The following is a 17,203-nucleotide window of genomic DNA, read 5'->3' as shown; positions in this document are numbered from 1 at the left end:
TCAGAACAGGGGGAACGTGGCACCGGGCGCCGGCTCGGGGCCGGTCGCAACAGCGGCTGGGGCAGCCGCATCATCGGCCACGGGCGCCCATTGTGGCGTAAAGAAGGCCTGCACATCGGCCAGGTTGCGGGTACGGCGGAACGGCGGCAGTGAATCGAGGAAGACCCGGCCGTAGCCGCGGTTGAGCAGGCGCGGGTCGCACAACACCAACACACCACGGTCGCTCTCGCTGCGGATCAGACGGCCGACGCCCTGTTTCAGCGCAATCACCGCCTGCGGCAGCTGCTCATCGCGGAACGGATTGCCGCCCTGGCTGCGGATCGCCTCCAGCCGCGCCTCGTACACCGGATCGTCTGGTGCCGCGAACGGCAGCTTGTCGATCATCACCACGCTCAGCGCCTCACCCACCACGTCCACGCCCTCGCGGAAACTGGCCGAGCCCAGCAGCACGCCATTGCCCGATTCGCGGAAGCGTTGCAGCAGCGTCGCGCGCGGTGCCTCGCCCTGCACGAACAACGGCCAAGGCCCATCACGCAGTGCCTCGGCGGCCTCGCGCAGGGCGCGATGCGAAGCGAACAGCAGGAACGCCCTGCCCTGCGACGCCTGCAGCACCGGCCGCAGGGTCTGGATCAGCGCAGTGCCGAAGCCCCGCGCGGCCGGATCTGGCAGCCCTTCGGGCAGGTAGCACAACGCCTGCTCGGGCCAGTTGAACGGGCTCGGCTGGACCAGCGTGTGCGGATCGTCCAGCCCCAGGCGCGTGGCGATGTGGTCGAAGCCACCGCCCACGGTCAGCGTCGCCGAGGTGAAGATCCATGCCGCGCGACTGCGCTCACGATGCTCGCGCAAAGGGCCGGACACATCCATCGGCGTGCGCTGGCAGCGGAAACCACGTGGCGTGAGCTCGTACCAGAGCACATCGGCGGCACTGGCGGTGTCCGCCGGATCGGTATCGAAATCGAGGGTGGGTTCATCATCGCCCAGCCAGCGGCTGAGCCGCGAGACTGCCTCGCGCGCCCGCGCATGACAGGCATCCAGGCCCGCCGCCGCTTCGCGCAGCGGCTGCAGCGCCTGCTCCAGAGTCACCAACCCCGCCATCACCGTATCGAATCCGTCGCGCACCTGTGGCATCGCCAGCGCTCGCCACTGCGTACCACGTGGCGGCAGCCCTTCCATCGCCGAACGCAGTGCCAACAACGCCTGCTGCAACTGGTCGACCGGTTCCTGCAGGGCCGACTGTGCGCCCCCTACGCCGCGCGCTTCGGCCAGGCAGTCGCGGCCCAGTTCCTGCCACGGACGCATGCCAAAACCTTCGCCGAAGAACTGCGCTGCCAGTTCGGGCAGCTGATGCGCCTCGTCGATGACAAAGGCCTGCGCCCCCGGCAACAACTCACCGAAGCCATCCTGTTTCAGTGCCAGGTCGGCCAGCAGCAGGTGATGGTTGACCACCACCACGTCGGCCGCCTGCGCACGCTGGCGCGCACGCACCACGAAACAGTCATCCCAGAACGGGCAATCGGTACCCAGGCAGTTGTCGACGGTGGAGGTGACCATCGGCAGCAGCGGCGAATCATCGGCCAGACCTTCCAGTTCGGCGATGTCACCGAACTCCGAACGACCGGACCAGGCCAGGATGCGCTGGAACTGCGCGGCCTGTTCGGGGCTGGAAAAACGCGGCTCGCCCCGCGCCTGCTGCAGGCGATAGCGGCACAGGTAGTTCGCGCGCCCCTTCAGCAGCGCGCTGCGCAGGCCGACACCCAGTGCCTGGCGCACCCGTGGCAGATCGCGGTGGTAGAGCTGGTCCTGCAGCGCGCGGGTACCGGTGGAGATGATGGTGCGCAACCCGGACAGCAACACCGGCACCAGATAGGCAAAGGTCTTGCCGGTGCCGGTACCGGCCTCGGCCAGCAGCAGATCACGCTGCTGCAGCGCATCGGCGATGGCTTCGGTCAGGTGCAGCTGTGCCGGACGCGGGACAAAGGCATCCAGGTGCGAGGCGAGCGCGCCGCCTTCGCTGAGGGCTTCGCGGCTGGCATGGACAAGATCGGACATCAGAGGCAAAGGATACCCGGCCGGGCGCTGCCCGGCACCCGTTTCAAGCCGGAGCCAGAGCAACAGCAACGGCAACGGCGTTGTTCACGGCTCTGGGTTTCTACGTGCTGGGCGGGCCGGGAGGGGCAGGCAGGACACGCCGTAAACCCATCCATGGGGCTCGATGGCGCCATCCATGGCGCCAACGGTCCTGCCTGCCCCTCCCGGCCCGCCTTCGACAGTTTCCCGGTGACGGAGAGATGCGCTTCGTAGCGTCGAGCTTGCTCGACTGGTGGTTCAGAAGCGATGGGAGTAACGGGGAAAGAAGAAAAGAAATGGCAGCGAGCGCGCGCAGCGCGCGACCCGCTTTTGATTTTGATTTTGTTCTTGCCTGCGGCCCGCGCGATGTATGGCGGGCCGGGTGGGTGGGGCGTGCAGGACACGCCGTAAACCCATCCATGGGGGGGGGGGGGGGCGCCGCCCCCCCCCCCCCCCCCCCCCCACCCACACGGCCCATCACGACCATCCATCAGTGCGAGCGCTTGCCGCAGAGGGGGCAGCGCCCGATGGAGTGGAATACCTCAGTACCGCTTGATCCCCGGCACCGTGCAGCCTTCCAGCTGCGCATGCGCCGACACCGCATTTTCCTTCTCGCCCCGCGCCAGACGCGACTGCTCGATCGTCGCCCAGTGCCGGCGGCACAGCGGCCCGGTCTTCGAACCCAGGTCGATCGCCTTACGTGCGAACGTCTCCGCCTGCGCCCACTGCCCCTGCAGCAGCGCCAGCTCGGCGCGCTCCTGCAGCACCGCCGGGTCACCCGCCACGATCTCCAGCGCATGGTCCAGGCTGCTCGCGGCACCGGCCAGATCGTTGGCCTGGCGCTGCGCCTGCGCGGTCACCCGCAGATCTTCCACCTGCGAATCACGCAGTGGCTGCACCGACAGTTCCTTGTCGTCCGGGCCTGCGGCGGCGTCGACTGCGGCCAGGCGCTGCGCCGGCGTCGTGGTATCCACCGGCTTGGCCGCCGGTGGCGGGCTGCTCACGCAGGCGGCCAGGGCCAGGCTGAGGCCGGTCAGGGCCAGGGGCTGCAGCAGGGATCGGATGTTCATCGGCATCATCGGCTCGGAGGAGGTGTGGCCGCGGCGGGTACCGCGGCAGGTTCAGCAGGCGGCTCGGGCTTTCGGTCCAGGCCGAACCAGCTGCGCCAGCCGCCGCCCTCACCTTCGGCCCCACCCTGCCCATCCGGCGACACCGCCGGCGCACACGGCGCATAGGCCGGTGCATAACCCACCACGAACGGGAAGCGACGCGCGCCCGGGCATCCATCGTCGGTGGTGTTCATGCCGGTGGCGGCCACCGACTGCCAATCCAGGCCCTTGTTGCTGACCTTCAGCGGTGCGCTTGGCAGGCGCTGGAAGATCCCCGACCACACCCGCATCGCACCGGTGGCGCCGTACAGGCCGGCCTGCTCGTTCTGGTCGTTGCCGATCCAGATCACGGCCAGATGATCGCCGGTGTAACCGGCATACCAGCTGTCACGGCCATCATTGGTGGTACCGGTCTTGCCGGCCGGCTGCAGCCGGCCCAGACCGTCGGCGTTGAGACGCTGCGCGGTACCGTTGGCGACCACCTGCTGCAGGCCGACGCTGATCAGGTTGGCGGCGATCGAGTCGCCTTCCTGGGCCGGTGCCGGAGTCTTGTCATACCGTTTGAGCAGCTTGCCCTGCGGGTCGAGCACGCCACGCACCGCGTGCAGCGGCTGGATCTCGCCGCCGGACGCAAGGAACTGGTACAGCTGCGCCATCGCGTACGGGCTCTGGTCGGTCGAGCCGAGGATCACCGCCGGATTCGCTTCGGCCTTGATACCCGCCAGCACGTGGATCAGCTGGGTCACGCGCTCGGGGCCGACCTGCATGCCCACGCGCACGGTGGCCTGGTTGTAGGAATGCGCCAGCGCGTCGATCAGGCGAACCGTGCCATGGCTGCGGTTGTCGGCGTTGCCGGGGTTCCAGTTGCGGCCACGGCCGAGCTGGACGGTCACCGGTGAATCGTCGACCCAGCTGGCCAGCGAGTAACGGTCCGGCTGAGCCAGGGCCAGCAGGTACACGAACGGCTTGAGCAGCGAGCCAACCGGGCGCTGTGCTTCGATCGCTCGATTGAAGCCGACCTCGGACACCTCACGACTGCCGATCACCGCCAGCACGTCACCGTTGTGCACGTCGGTCAGCACCATGCCGGCCTGCAGTTCGGGGCGACGCTTGCTTTCCAGCGACTTGATGGTGCGGGTCACCGCGCCTTCGGCATAGGCCTGCGCGGACGGCGACATGCCGGTCATCACGCTCAGGCCGGCGCCCTGCAGCGCCGATTCCGGATAGTCATGGCCAAGCTGGCGACGAACCAGGTCGACGTAAGCCGGGAAGCGGTTGGCCGCGACCAGTCCCGGTGTCTTGGGCACGCCCAGCGGTGCCTTCAGCGCACGCTGGTACTCGGCATCGTCGATCAACGTGGCCTCGTGCAGCTTGCCCAGCACGAAGTTGCGGCGATCCAGCGCACGCTCCGGGTTGCGCCGCGGGTCGTAGAAGGACGGCCCCTTGACCAGGCCGATCAGCAGCGCGATCTGCTCGGTCTCCAGCGACTGCAGGTCACGACCGAACCAGAACTCGGCGCCAGAGGACATGCCATGGATGGCCTGGCTGCCACGCTGGCCCAGGTACACCTGGTTGAGGTAGGCCTCGAAAATGGTGCGCTTGTCGTAGCGCGCTTCCATGATCAGCGCGTACAGCACTTCGTTGAACTTGCGGGTGACCGTCTGTTCCTTGCCGATGCCGAGCAGGCCGCTGCGGGCCAGCTGCTGGGTCAGCGTAGAGGCGCCCTGGCGGCTCTGGCCACCGGAGCGGATGGTCACCCACACCGCGCGGGCAATGCCGGACAGGTCGATGCCGTGGTGGCGGTTGAAGTCCTTGTCCTCCACCGCCTGCAGGCCGGTCACCAGCAGATCCGGCGCCTCATCCATGCGGATCAGGCGGCGCTCTTCCTGCTTCTGCCCGTACAGCGTGGCGATGCGTGCAGGATCCAGCCGCGCGGCCTTCAGCGCCTTGCGGTTGTCGGCGTCGCGCAGCGAAGCGACCGCACCGTCGGACAACGACAGCTCCAACCGGCGCGGAGCGACGCGGCCATCGACATCGTTGTAGCCGCGGCTGGAAATAACGAAACGCCCACCGTTCACCGCATAGGTGGCCGGCTCCTTGCCCTGTCCGTCATCGCGGTAGGCGGACGCGGCCAACTCGGTCTTCAGGGTCGCCGTGTCCAACGCCTTGCCCGGCGCAAGCACCAGCGGACGCGCATACACACGGGTCGGGATCTGCCAGCGCAGCTCACCGAAGCGCTGGGTCACCTGTTGGTTCAGGTACAGCGTATAGGGGATCAGGAAGCCCAATCCCAACGCGACCGCGGCCATGCTCCAGGTGATCAGGCGACGCCGCCACAGCGGGCTGTCGTCCTGCTGGTCGTCGTCGTCGAAATCGTCGATGTCGTCGGAATCGTAGCGTCGGGGCACGGGGATGCGGGCAGGTAGGGTCTGGCGAGTCTAACGCAGCCGCCGTGGCGGCTGGCAGGCGATGGGCTGCGGTTTCACTGCAGTTCAAGCAGGGCGCGACGTCCGCCGGCCTGCCGCGGCTCCTGCCAGCGCCGCCCGGAGGCCCTTCCAGCCGGCTCCGGCGAGGCAGACATTGGCCAAGCGAGCGATCAAGCGCGGCGCGTCATGGGCGATCCAGCGTCCCTGAACATCCGCGCGGCGATACAGCTGCAGCCGCGACCACGCCATGCGCCAGGCCAGCGCGTGAAGCCCCTGGAAGCGCTCCGGCGCCACGACCACGCCACGCTGTCGCAGCAGAGCATCCAGGGCCAGCAGGCGCCCCGCCGTGCGCTGGCGCGCCTGCGCATCGAACAGGTCAAGATGGCGCAGGCGTTGCAGAAAGCCGCGCCGACTGGCTCCGATCTGGTTGTTGCCATGCTGCCGATAGTCGATGGTCGGTTCGGCCAGCATGTCCAGCCCTCCTCGCAGCGATGCGTTGACCGCGAGCCATTCGTCGTGGCTCCAGCCCGCAGGCACGGGCAGTGATCCGACCACAAGCTGGCGACGCATCGCACAGGTTGCGCCGGTGACAAAATTACGTTGCAGGATCACGTCGGCAGCCAGCCCGGCGCGCTCCAGCTCCACTTCCGCCGGATGCACCACCAGCACTTCCAGCAGGCGCTGACCCAGCGGCGCGCCCTGCGCATCCACCAACCGCGCGTCGCTGTGCAACAGCAACAGGGCCGGGTCTGCCTGGAAGCGTTGCACGTAGCTGCGGACCCGCCCCGGATGCCAGACATCATCCTGATCGCACAGGAACAGGATATCGGCCTGGCAACGCAGCAGCGCGTCGGCGAAATTGCGCACATAGCCGAGATTCCGTGCGTGCTGGACGATCTCGACACGCACGCCCAGCGCCTGCGCGCGCGGCACGAAAGCCTGCAGCAGTTGCAGCGTCTGGTCACTGGAGCCGTCATCACCGATCACGACTTCGTTCACCGGCAGATCCTGCTCGAGGATGCTGTCCAGCTGTGCCTGCAGGTAGCGCGCACCGTTGTAGGTGCACAGCGCGACGCCAATGCGTTCGGCAGCGGCCGATCGGGATGGCGTGTCAGGCATCGAACGTACTCGCGGAAAACAAGGCCGGGGGATGGTAGCAGAGCCCCCGCCAGCGCATGGAAACAGGCGCTGACTAGCCGTTGCCGGGATGCGCGGCGATACGCTGCAGGGCCTGCGCAGCGCTCATCGGCTGCCACATGCCCGCCTCCGGCTGGAATGGTCGCGGCGAGATGCCCAACAGCGCCTGCAGCGGGCCGTTGTCTGCAACCAGGTCCTGCTGCAGGCGTGACACCGGGCCGCGGGCGCGTGGAACCAGTGCAGCCAGGCCACGCAGGGCACCGCCCGGCAACGGCAGCGCGAGGGTCGGCTGCGCCAGGCTGGCATGCACGCGGCGGAACATCGCGTGGTAGGGCAGCCGTTCGCCGCCACCAATTTCCAGCACCCTCGAGGACCCCGCGCCGCTGCTGATGCAGGCCACCACAGCACGGGCGATGTCATCGGCATGCACCGGCTGGCGCAGGCCATCGGCCAGCGGGATCGGGAAAAGGCGCAGACGCAGCGCGCGCTGCACAATCGGGGTGATGCTGCGGTCGATGCCGGCGCCGTAGATCAGCGTCGGCCGCAGGATCGTCCACGCCATGCCAAGACGTTCGGCCTGTTCGATCAAGCCTGCTTCGCCCCGCTGCAGCATCGCTACCACGTCCTGTTCGTCGGCCTGCTCGGAATCCTGCTTGCTCAGCACGCTCATCGAACTGGTGGCGATGACCCGCCCAGCCGGGGCCACGGTCTGCCGTGACAACCACTGCGCCAAGCCTTCCAGCGGTCCGAAGCTGGCGATCGCCTTCCAGGCCGGGGACGGCACGCTGTCCAGTGCGCTTGCCAGATCCCCGCACAGCCACTGCACACCGTCCTGTGCCCGTTGTGGCCGCCGGCTCACCGCCTGCACCCGCTCATGCACCTGCACCAGGCGCGGCAGCAGGAACCGGCCGATCTGGCTGGTGGCTCCGGAAACAAGGACGGTCATCGGCACTCCGTGGGGGTGTTGCGGGGCTGGCTACTATAGCGACCCCTCCGGCAACGGCGGGGCTCAGGGAGAGGACACCCCGATGTCGCGCAGGCGCTGCCGCAGCTGCTGGTACTCGCTGCTGGAAGCACCAACCCCCAGCTCACCGGCCTGCTGCAGGGCGCGCTCGGCAAAGGCCACATCGCCATTGCCCAGACGCTCGCTGCCAATTGCCAGCCATCGCTGTGCCAGGCGCTGGCGGGCAGCAGGCAGGCCATTCGCAGTGGGTGACAGGGTCTGCCAGGCCTGCAGGCACGCCCCTGCTGCCTGCACCCGGTTCTGCCGCAGGTTGTCATCGAAGCAACTGCGGCTGGCAGGCAGCAGGCGGGCGGCTGCGGCTTTCACCCGTGCATCGCGCGGCGACAGTGATTGCGCTTCACGCAGCGCATCAAACGCACTGTGGCCGGGGGGGCTGATCCACTGCCCGGCGCGCTCGGCGCGCTCCATCCTGCGAAGGTGATCGCGCAGCTGTCGTTCACGTTGCACCGCACTGACGGCCGGTTGTTTCAGAGACTGCTGCGCCTGCTGCGCGCGTTGCAGGCGCTGCGCCAGCTGCTGACGTGCTGCCGCCGACGCACCCAGTTCTTCCGCCAGCGCCGCATCGCGCTGCGCAGCCTCGAACTGGAAATCATCGGCCTGGGTCTGGCTGCGCGCGAGCACCGCCTGCAGCGCCTGCTCCCGCCCACGCTGGGCAGCAGGGTCCTCCGGTGCCACCGCCAGCACGGCCAGGAATCCTTTCGCTGCCTTTTCCAGCTGCTGCCGCTGCAGCGCGCGCTGCGCCTGCCGCAGGCGTTCATCGACCGCACGCGCCAGTGCTTCCTGGCTGGCCGGAAGATCGGCATGGCCTGCATCGAACTGGCGCGCGCGCTGCACGATCGCGGCGGCCTCGGCCAGCTCCCCGCGCGCGGCCAAGGTACGCGCGTGCTGCAGCAGATCGCTCAGCGCATCCTCGCGCCCTTCCAGCGCCGGCAGGTTGTCCGGCTGCAGCACCAGGATGCGCTGGAACAGCGGCAGCGCGCTGCTGTCGCCATCGTCCAGCCGCCCGGCAGCGAAGGCATTGCGGGCCTGGGCCAGCAGCGCACCGATGCCGGCGCCGGCACTTCGCCGTGCCTGCAGCTGGCGGTCGACGGCATCTGCATCGACCTGCGGCACCTGCAACTCGCGAGCCAGCGACAGTGCCTGTGCACTGCCGTCGAGGTCGTCGTTCTGGAGCTTGTCGCGGGCCTGCTGCAATGCGGCCGCAGCGGTTCGTGCCAGGCCCTCGCGGGCCTGCGGGCGATCGCCATCCAGCGCCAGCACGGCCTGGTAGCGCTCGCGCGCACCACTGCCGTCGGCCGCGCTCAGCCGGCCGGTGGCAAGCGCGCGGTCACCTTCGGCCAGCAACTGTTCGATCTGCGGCTCGTCCCAGAACCAGTCAGCCAATGGCTTGCGCAGCAGCACCAGCAGCACGAACACCGCCAGCGCCGCGACCAGCGCCCAGCGCCACACCCGGCGCGCGTGGCGTGCCTGCAGCCACCACCAGCGGCCTTCGCGGCGGACGCGGTCCAGCGCAGGATGTTCGGCGCCATGCGGGCGATGCGGGGGCTCGCGTTCCATGCGTGCAGGGTAGCCGTGGCAGCGTGAAGCTCAGCCGAGGCGACGGGCCTCGCTCACGCCCGGCAGCGCGTCCAGCTTGCCCAGCAGGGTCGACAGCTGGCCGTAGTCACTGACTTTCAGGCGCAGGCGGAGGTGGGCACGGCCACTGTTGCGCACGTTGTCACTGTGGATGTCGAGCACGTAGGCGTCTTCCTGGGCGATCAGGTTGGTGATGTCCTTCAGCAGCCAGCGGCGGTCGACTGCGGTGACCACCACGTCCACTTCGTAGCCACCACCGGCCTGGCCCCACTCCACCGGCAGGATGCGCTGTGGGCTGGTGGCTGCCAGCCGGGCCAGCGCGGCACAGTCTGCACGATGCACGGTGACACCCCGGCTACGGGTCAGGTAGCCGACGATCGGTTCGCCGGCCACCGGCTGGCAGCAACGCGCCAACTGCACCAGCAGGTTGCCCACGCCCTGCACGGTGAACTTGGACTTGCCCAGGTTCTCGCGGCGCGCGGTCGGCCGCGGCAGGCTCGGCGCAGGTGCCGGCTGGCTCGCCGCACGCTCCGCCTCCAGCAGGGTACGGCTGACCTGGTTCGGGCCGGTATCGCCCAGCGCCACCTGGATGTAGAGGTCGTCAACGCTGTCGGCATGGAACTTCTTCGCCGCCACCGTCAGGTCCGAGTGCTGCAGGCCCAGCCGCTTCAGCTCACGCTCGAGCAGCTCACGGCCGGCCTGCACGTTGCGCGCACGGTCCAGCTTGTGGAACCAGCTGCGCACCTTCTCGCGCGAACGGTTGCTGGCCAGGAAACCCAGGGCCGGCATCAGCCAGTCGCGACGCGGGTCGGCCTCCTTGCCGGTCAGGATTTCGACACGGTCGCCACTGCGCAGGCGGTAGGTCAGCGGCACGATGCGGCCATTGACCTTGGCGCCCCGGCAGCGGTGGCCAACCATGGTGTGCACCTGGTAAGCGAAATCGAGCGGCGTGGCCCCCTGTGGCAGGTCCAGCACCTCATCCTTCGGGCTCAGTGCATAGACCCGGTCTTCGGTCAGCTCGGCGTCGAGCGCCCCGGCCAGTTCATTGCCCTGCCCGTCCTGTGCCTGCTCCAGCAGTTGGCGCATCCAGGTGATCTTGCGGTCGAAGGACTTTTCCGCGCCCTTGCCGCCTTCCTTGTACTTCCAGTGCGCGGCCACGCCCAGCTCGGCCTGCGAGTGCATTTCATGGGTTCGGATCTGCACTTCGATGGTGCGCCCTTCCGGGCCAACCACGGCGGTGTGCAGCGAGCGGTAGTCGTTGGCCTTCGGGCGTGCGATGTAATCATCGAACTCGCTCGGCACCGGCGCCCACAGCGCGTGCACCACGCCCAGCGCGGCATAGCAGGCGGCGACGTCGTCAACCATCACCCGCACTGCGCGGATGTCGTACAGCTGGTCGAACGCCAGCCGCTTCTTCTGCATCTTCCGCCAGATGCTGTAGATGTGCTTCGGGCGGCCGCTGACTTCGGCCTTGATGCCCTGCGCGACCAGCTCGCGCGACAGCACCTTCTTGACGTTCTCGACATAGCGTTCGCGCGCGATGCGGGTTTCGTCCACCTCGCGGGCGATACGCCGGTAGGTCTCCGGTTCCAGGTGGCGGAACGCCAGGTCCTCCAGCTCCCACTTCAGCTGCCAGATGCCCAACCGGTTGGCCAGCGGTGCATGGATGTCGCGGGTCAGCTGTGCCAGCGCGCGGCGTTGCTCGTCATCCAGCTTGTCGGCCGCGCGCATCCGCGCCAGCTGCCGTGCCAGCAGGATCGGCACCACGCGCAGGTCCCGGATGATCGCCAGCAGCAGGCGGCGCAGGCCTTCACTGTTGCGCCCGGCCTCGCGGCCGGCGTGCAGCGCCCATACCGGATCGGCTGCATCCTGACCGTCGAGCAGGCCGATCACCGCCGCCTTGTGACTGCCCAGCGGCAGTTGCTCCAGGCTGGCGCGCAGGCCCGGCAGATCGAACAACAAGGCCGCGACCACCGCGCCTTCATCGGCCGAGAGCATCGCCAGTGCGTCGAGGGTATCGCCCAGCACCGACCAGCTGGCACGCATCTGGTGGTCGCACTCCGGCGCTTCCCAGTGCTCGCGCAGGGCCTGGCGCAGCGGAGCGGGCAGCACCGCTGCCGAGGGACGGTTCAACAAGGCATCCAGGCCGGGGACGGAAGCGCGGTTCACAGCATCGAGCAGGCAAGACAGAGGTCCCTACACTAGCGCCGGCGCCGTTCAGGGACAATCACCACGGCCACCATCGCCCGGCATGAAGACATGCCGCTACACTCGCGGGCAAACCCAGGAGAGACCCGCCATGCCCTCGATCGTCCCGCCTTTCCGCCCACGGCTGCTGGCCTGCGCCGCGCTCCTGCTGTCCTTGTCGGCGCCTGCGCTGGCCCAGCGCGTGGTGGAGGGTGACCTGCAGCAGCAGATGTCGCCCGCCGAATTCAAGGCGGCCGGTCTGGACAAGCTCAGCGCCACCGAGCTGGCTGCGCTCAATCGCTGGCTGCAGGGCAAGGTCGAAGCGGCCACCACCCAGGCCGTCGCGGCGGTACGCGAGGAGGCGCGCGAGGAAGGCCGCCAGGAAGTGATCGTGAAGAACCGTGGCTTCTTCGATTTCGGCAGCAACGAGCCGATCACCGGCGTGCTGCAGGGCGAGTTCCGCGGCTTCGGCAACGGCCGCATCTACGTGCTGGACAACGGCCAGGAATGGGAGCAGATCGATGCCACGACCCTGTCCGGCGTGCGCAAGCCGTCGCCCCATGTGAGCATCAAGCCCGGTGTGATGGGCGTGTGGTACATGAAGGTCGAGGGCGTGAACACCCAGCCGAAGGTGCGCCGTACCAAGTAATGCCGCCCATTGTGTAGAGCCGAGCCCACGCTCGGCTGCGATCTGCACGGGAAGATGACGAGGCATCCAAAAGCAGCCGGGCATGGGCTCGGCTCTACGCCGTCACATCATCGGAGTCACGCCTGGCGCAATGCGGTCACCCGCTGCGCCAGCTTCTTCGCCGAGATGCCGGTGCGTGCACCCAGCTCCTGCGCGAACAGTGACACCCGCAGTTCTTCCAGATCCCAGCGCAGGGCCTGCCACTGCGGCCGCTCGCGCAGTCCCTGCTGCTCGCCCGCCTGCAGCGCCTCCAGGAACGGATGCAGTTCCAGCATGCGCGCCTGGTCGCGCGGAGGATCACGCTTGGCACGCTCGGTGCGCAGGATCATCGCCTTCAGATAGCGCGGGTACTGCGCCAGCGCATCAGCCGGCGTGTCTCGCAGGAAGCCGGGATGGATCAGTCCGACCAGCTGCGCTTCCATGTCGTCCAGATTGCCGCGCGCCCAGCCCATCAACGGTGCTTCCAGCATCGGCTTCAGTTCCGCCACCAGGGCCAGGATGGTCTCAGCCAGCTTCAGCCGCGACATCGCCTCACCAAACAGTGCCTTGGCCGCATGCTCGCGTCGCTGCTCGAAGGCCGCCGCATCGCGGATGTCTTCCAGGCCCTCGGCCAGCACCGCGTTCATCGCCGCATCGACCAGGTCACCGCGCAGGCGCTCCTGCGATTCGATCGCGGCATACAGCAGGCCGGTCTTGGCACCGACCGGCAGCTGTTTGCGTGCCTGCTTCACCTTCTCGGCCAACGCGATCTCCAGCAGGCGGCGCACACCCAGCGGGTGGGCCTCCAGCGCCTGCTGGCGGTCGGCAAAGATACGCAGCGCCACGCTGTCACCCTCGTCCAGCAACGCCGGATAGGCCGGCACGCCGGCTTCACCGGGCACCTGCAACGGAATCGGCGTGGCCGGGAACGTACGCAGGCCATCGGCCGCCATCTCGCGCCCAGCGCGTGCAGCGAACGCATCGCCGGCACGACCACCGAATTTCGCGCGCAGTGCGTCCAGATCGCGCGAGGTCGCCAGCACCTTGCCCTGCTCGTCGCGCAGCCGCAGGTTCATGTGCAGGTGCGGTTCGATCGAGCCGGGCTCGAAATCGAGCGCTGTCACCGTGGCACCGGTTGCGCGTGACAGGAAGCGCGCCAACTCGCCGGTGATGACATCGGCGCTGGGCTGCGGGAACGCCTCGTAGAACGCGCGACCGAAGTCCGGCGCCGGCACGTAGTTGCGGCGCATCGCCTTGGGCAGGCTGCGGATCAGTGCCGAGGCCTTGTCGGCGACGAAGCCAGGCGCCAGCCAGCCCAGCTGCACCGGGTCCAGCGCGTTGAGCAGGTGCAGGGGCACGTCCAGAGTCACGCCGTCATCGTCGGCGCCCGGCTCGAAGCGGTAATGCAGCGGCAAGCGCGCCTGGCCCAGCGCCAGGTACTTCGGATAACGCTCCTGCTCGCTACCCTCACCCGGCAACAGATCGACCAGCGACCAGTGCAGGGTCTTCCGCTGCTCCGGTGCCAGCCCCTTCCACCAGGTATCCAGCCCCGCGGCCGAATGGATCTGCGGCGGCACCCGGTCCAGGTACCAGCGCGCCTGCCAGTCCTCGTCGGCGACGATGCCGGCGCGGCGCAGCTTGGCCTCTTCCTCGCGAGCGATCTCCAGCACTTTCTGGTTGTCGGCTACGAAGCTGGCGCGGGTGTTGATCTCGCCGGTCACCAGTGCCTGGCGCACGAAGATGTCATGCGCCTCGCCAGGTTCGATGCGACCGTAGTGCACCGGTTTTTTCGGCGCCAGCACCAGGCCGAACAGGCTGATCTGCTCGGAGGCCAGCACCTGGCCCTGCGCGCGTGACCAGTGCGGATCGAAGTGCTTGCGCAGCAGCAGGTGCGGCAGTTCGGCAATCACCCAGTCCGGCTCGATCGCGGCCAGGGTCATGCCCCACACCTTCTGCGTATCCAGCAGGTTGGCCACCAGCAGCCACGGCGGCGGGCGCTTGGACAGCGCCGAACCGGGGAACGGCAGGAAGCGGCGCTGGCGTGGTGCCTGGAAATCGCCCTTCTCGGTGCGGTGGCCGATCTGCGTCGGCAGGCCCGCCACCAGCGCCCGGTGCAGGGTCTGGTAGGCGGCGGCGCGCACGCGTTCGCTGAAACCACCGCCAACCGGCGTCTGCTCCTTCTGCGCGCGCACGGCCACCGGCGCCGGTGCGGCCTCGGCCTTGCCTTCGCGGGCCAGGCGCGCGGCGCGATGCAGCTGGCCTCGGGTGGCTTTCACCGCCGCTGCGTCGTCACGCGCCGGTGCCGGCGCACTGCTGCCGGCCAGCAACGGTGCCATCGAGGCTTCGTTGGCCTCCTCCTTCCAGCCCAGCTCCTCGCACAGCAGGCGCAGCTGGCGATGCAGCTCGCGCCACTCACGCATGCGCAGGAAGCCGAGGAAATGACGGCCACACCAGTCGCGCAGCTTGGATTGGGTCAAGTCTTCGTGGGCCTGCCGGTAGGCGTCCCACAGACGCAGCACGCCGACGAATTCCGAACGCCCATCGGCAAACTGCGCATGCGCGCTGTCGGCCGCGCCGCGCGCTTCGGGCGGGCGTTCGCGTGGGTCCTGGATGCCCAGGAACGAGGCGATCACCAGCATCGGCCGCAGGCACCCGGCGGCCTGCGCGGCGACCAGCATGCGCGCCAGCTTCACGTCCACCGGCAGGCGTGCCATCTGCCTGCCGATGGTGGTCATGCGCCGCTCGGCGTCGATCGCCCCCAGTTCGGTCAGCTGCTGCCAGCCATCGGCCACGGCACGCTCGTCCGGTGCTTCCAGGAACGGGAACTCCTCGATGCGGCCCAGGCCCAGCTGCAGCATGCGCAGGATCACCCCGGCCAGGCTGGAGCGGCGGATTTCCGGATCGGTGAACTCCGGCCGCGCCTGGAAATCAGCCTCGGCGTACAGGCGGTAGCAGATACCCTCGGCGATACGGCCGCAGCGGCCCTTGCGCTGGTTGGCGCTGGCCTGCGAGATCGGCTCGATGTGCAGGCGATCAAGTTTGTTGCGTGGGCTGTAGCGCTTGACGCGGGCAAAGCCCGGATCGACCACGTAGCGGATGCGCGGCACCGTCAGCGAAGTTTCGGCCACGTTGGTGGCCAGCACGATGCGCCGGTTCGGCCCGGGATTGAACACCCGGTCCTGGTCCTGGTTGGACAGGCGCGCGTACAGTGGCAGCACCTCGGTATTGCGGTACTTGCGCCGTTCCAGCGACTGGTGCGCATCGCGGATCTCGCGCTCACCCGGCAGGAAGATCAGCACATCGCCGCGCCCATCCAGGCGGGTGATCTCGTCGATGGCCGACACGATGGCGTCGTTGACGGTGCGCTCGCCCTGGTCTTCGCCCTCGCCTTCCAGCGCGCGGTAGCGCACTTCCACCGGGTAGGTGCGGCCTTCGACGCTGATCACCGGCGCATTGTCGAAATGCTGGGCGAAGCGTTCGGTGTCGATGGTGGCCGAAGTGACGATCAGCTTCAGGTCCGGGCGCTTGCGCAGCAGCTGCTTCAGGTAGCCCAGCAGGAAGTCGATGTTGAGGCTGCGCTCGTGCGCCTCGTCGACGATGATCGTGTCGTAGTTCGACAACCAGCGATCGCTGGCGATTTCCGCCAGCAGGATGCCGTCGGTCATGAACTTGATGCGGCTGTCTTCGCTGACCTTGTCGTTGAAGCGCACCTGGTAGCCGACCAGCTGGCCCAGTTCGCTCTGCAGTTCCTGCGCCACGCGGCTGGCCACCGCACGTGCGGCAATCCGTCGCGGCTGGGTGCAGCCGATCATGCCGGCCTGGCCACGGCCCGCGGCCAGGCACAGTTTCGGCAGCTGGGTGGTCTTGCCCGAGCCGGTTTCACCGGCGATCACCACGACCTGGTGATCGCGGATCAGCTTGATGATCGCGTCGGCTTCACGCGCAATCGGCAGCTGGGGGTCCAGAGTAATGGACGGCTGCTGCTGCGCCCGTGTCATCCGGCGCTGCACCGACGCCTGCAAGGCCTGCTCGAAGGTAGCGGCCAGCGCCGCATCCTGTGGCTTGGCCTGGCAACGCGAGAGCATCCCCAGCAAACGGCCCCGGTCGCGGCTCATGGCGCCGTCGATGGCGGCGCGCTGTTGGCGCAGGCGGGGCGGCGGATTTTTATCGATAGAGTTCATCAATCGGTTCGTTCAAAACTTTGAAAGCGACCAGTCATCACGACCGGTTTATTGTGAAGGCCAACGATTCCACAAGGAGGAACCCCATGGCGAAGACCAAGAGCACGACCAAGGCCAAGACCGGCAAGCAGAAGCTTGCAGCGGCGGCAGCGTCGGCGCCGAACATCGATATCGGGATCACCCAGGGCGACCGCAAGAAGATCGCCGACGGTCTGTCGCGCTTCCAGGCCGATGCGTTCACGCTCTACCTGAAGACGCACAACTTCCACTGGAACGTGACCGGGTCGATGTTCAACTCGCTGCACACCATGTTCGAGACGCAGTACACCGAACAGTGGGCGGCACTGGACGACGTGGCCGAGCGCATCCGCGCGCTGGGCTTCAATGCCCCGGGCTCCTACCGGGAATTCGCTGCGCTGACCTCGATCGCCGAGGAACCGGGCCTGACCGACAGTGCGGACTGGCGTGAAATGGTACGCCAGTTGGTGGTCGCCAACGAAGCGGTCTGCCGTACGGCACGTGAAGTGCTGGACGTGGCGGCCAAGGGTGACGACGCCCCGACCGAGGATCTGATGACCCAGCGCCTGCAGACGCACGAGAAGTACGCCTGGATGCTGCGTTCCCTGCTGCAGTAAGGATTGGGGTGTTCGGCAGGGCTGCGCCCTGCACCCGCAGAGGCAACGGCAACGGCAACGGCCGGAGCAAAAGCTGGTTTCCTGAGGGTTGGCGGGGTGGGTCCGGTTGCGGGGGACGCCGTAAATACGTCCATGTAGGCTCGGTCGCGCCATCCATGGCGCTCACGCCCCCGCAACCGGACCCACCCCGCCTTC

The 17,203-nt window shown here is 68.3% G+C and carries 10 protein-coding genes; 2 read left to right on the top strand and 8 right to left on the bottom strand.

Annotation, left to right across the window (positions count from 1 at the left end):
* The 7 genes from yoaA to ACJ7C5_RS13345 all read right to left on the bottom strand — a co-directional run bounded on the left by yoaA (position 1) and on the right by ACJ7C5_RS13345 (position 11,471).
* Positions 1 to 2,049: a DNA repair helicase YoaA gene (yoaA, locus tag ACJ7C5_RS13375; protein ID WP_088028446.1), complete on the bottom strand. Its 2,049-nt coding sequence runs from the start codon at positions 2,047 to 2,049 to the stop codon at positions 1 to 3.
* A gap of 560 nt (positions 2,050 to 2,609) precedes the next feature.
* Positions 2,610 to 3,137 carry a hypothetical protein gene (locus ACJ7C5_RS13370; protein ID WP_412704178.1) on the bottom strand — a complete coding sequence of 176 codons (528 nt, stop codon included), beginning with the start codon at positions 3,135 to 3,137 and terminating at the stop codon, positions 2,610 to 2,612.
* Between the two features lie 5 nt (positions 3,138 to 3,142).
* On the bottom strand, positions 3,143 to 5,584 hold the full coding sequence (gene mrcB / locus ACJ7C5_RS13365; RefSeq protein WP_412704177.1) for a penicillin-binding protein 1B: 2,442 nt from the start codon (positions 5,582 to 5,584) through the stop codon (positions 3,143 to 3,145).
* Between the two features lie 84 nt (positions 5,585 to 5,668).
* Positions 5,669 to 6,721, bottom strand: a complete 1,053-nt coding sequence (locus ACJ7C5_RS13360) for a glycosyltransferase family 2 protein (RefSeq protein ID WP_412704176.1) — start codon at positions 6,719 to 6,721, stop codon at positions 5,669 to 5,671.
* Between the two features lie 73 nt (positions 6,722 to 6,794).
* Entirely contained in the window at positions 6,795 to 7,685 is an 891-nt protein-coding gene (locus tag ACJ7C5_RS13355; protein WP_093999669.1) for an SDR family oxidoreductase, read from the bottom strand.
* 63 nt (positions 7,686 to 7,748) lie between these two features.
* Entirely contained in the window at positions 7,749 to 9,320 is a 1,572-nt protein-coding gene (locus ACJ7C5_RS13350; RefSeq protein WP_412704175.1) for a hypothetical protein, read from the bottom strand.
* A gap of 30 nt (positions 9,321 to 9,350) precedes the next feature.
* Entirely contained in the window at positions 9,351 to 11,471 is a 2,121-nt protein-coding gene (locus ACJ7C5_RS13345) for a RelA/SpoT family protein (RefSeq protein WP_412704174.1), read from the bottom strand.
* 166 nt (positions 11,472 to 11,637) lie between these two features.
* Here ACJ7C5_RS13345 and ACJ7C5_RS13340 point away from each other — a divergent pair, with 166 nt between their 5' ends.
* The gene (locus ACJ7C5_RS13340) at positions 11,638 to 12,174 is read left to right on the top strand and encodes a hypothetical protein (RefSeq protein WP_093999667.1); all 537 of its coding nucleotides are present in this window, start codon (positions 11,638 to 11,640) and stop codon (positions 12,172 to 12,174) included.
* A gap of 116 nt (positions 12,175 to 12,290) precedes the next feature.
* Here the strand turns inward: ACJ7C5_RS13340 and hrpA are convergent, their stop codons facing one another.
* Positions 12,291 to 16,373 (bottom strand): ATP-dependent RNA helicase HrpA, encoded by a 4,083-nt coding sequence (gene hrpA, locus ACJ7C5_RS13335; RefSeq protein ID WP_412704173.1) that lies wholly within the window; start codon positions 16,371 to 16,373, stop codon positions 12,291 to 12,293.
* A gap of 86 nt (positions 16,374 to 16,459) precedes the next feature.
* Between hrpA and ACJ7C5_RS13330 the strand changes: the two genes are divergently transcribed.
* Positions 16,460 to 17,008: a Dps family protein gene (locus ACJ7C5_RS13330; protein ID WP_097049573.1), complete on the top strand. Its 549-nt coding sequence runs from the start codon at positions 16,460 to 16,462 to the stop codon at positions 17,006 to 17,008.
* Positions 17,009 to 17,203 lie beyond the last annotated feature (195 nt).

The sequence above is a fragment of the Nocardiopsis yanglingensis genome (genome assembly GCF_045809185.1).
GTDB lineage: Bacteria > Pseudomonadota > Gammaproteobacteria > Xanthomonadales > Xanthomonadaceae > Stenotrophomonas > Stenotrophomonas yanglingensis.
Note: the sequence above shows the minus strand (reverse complement) of the source record. Positions and strands in the feature narration are given on the sequence as shown.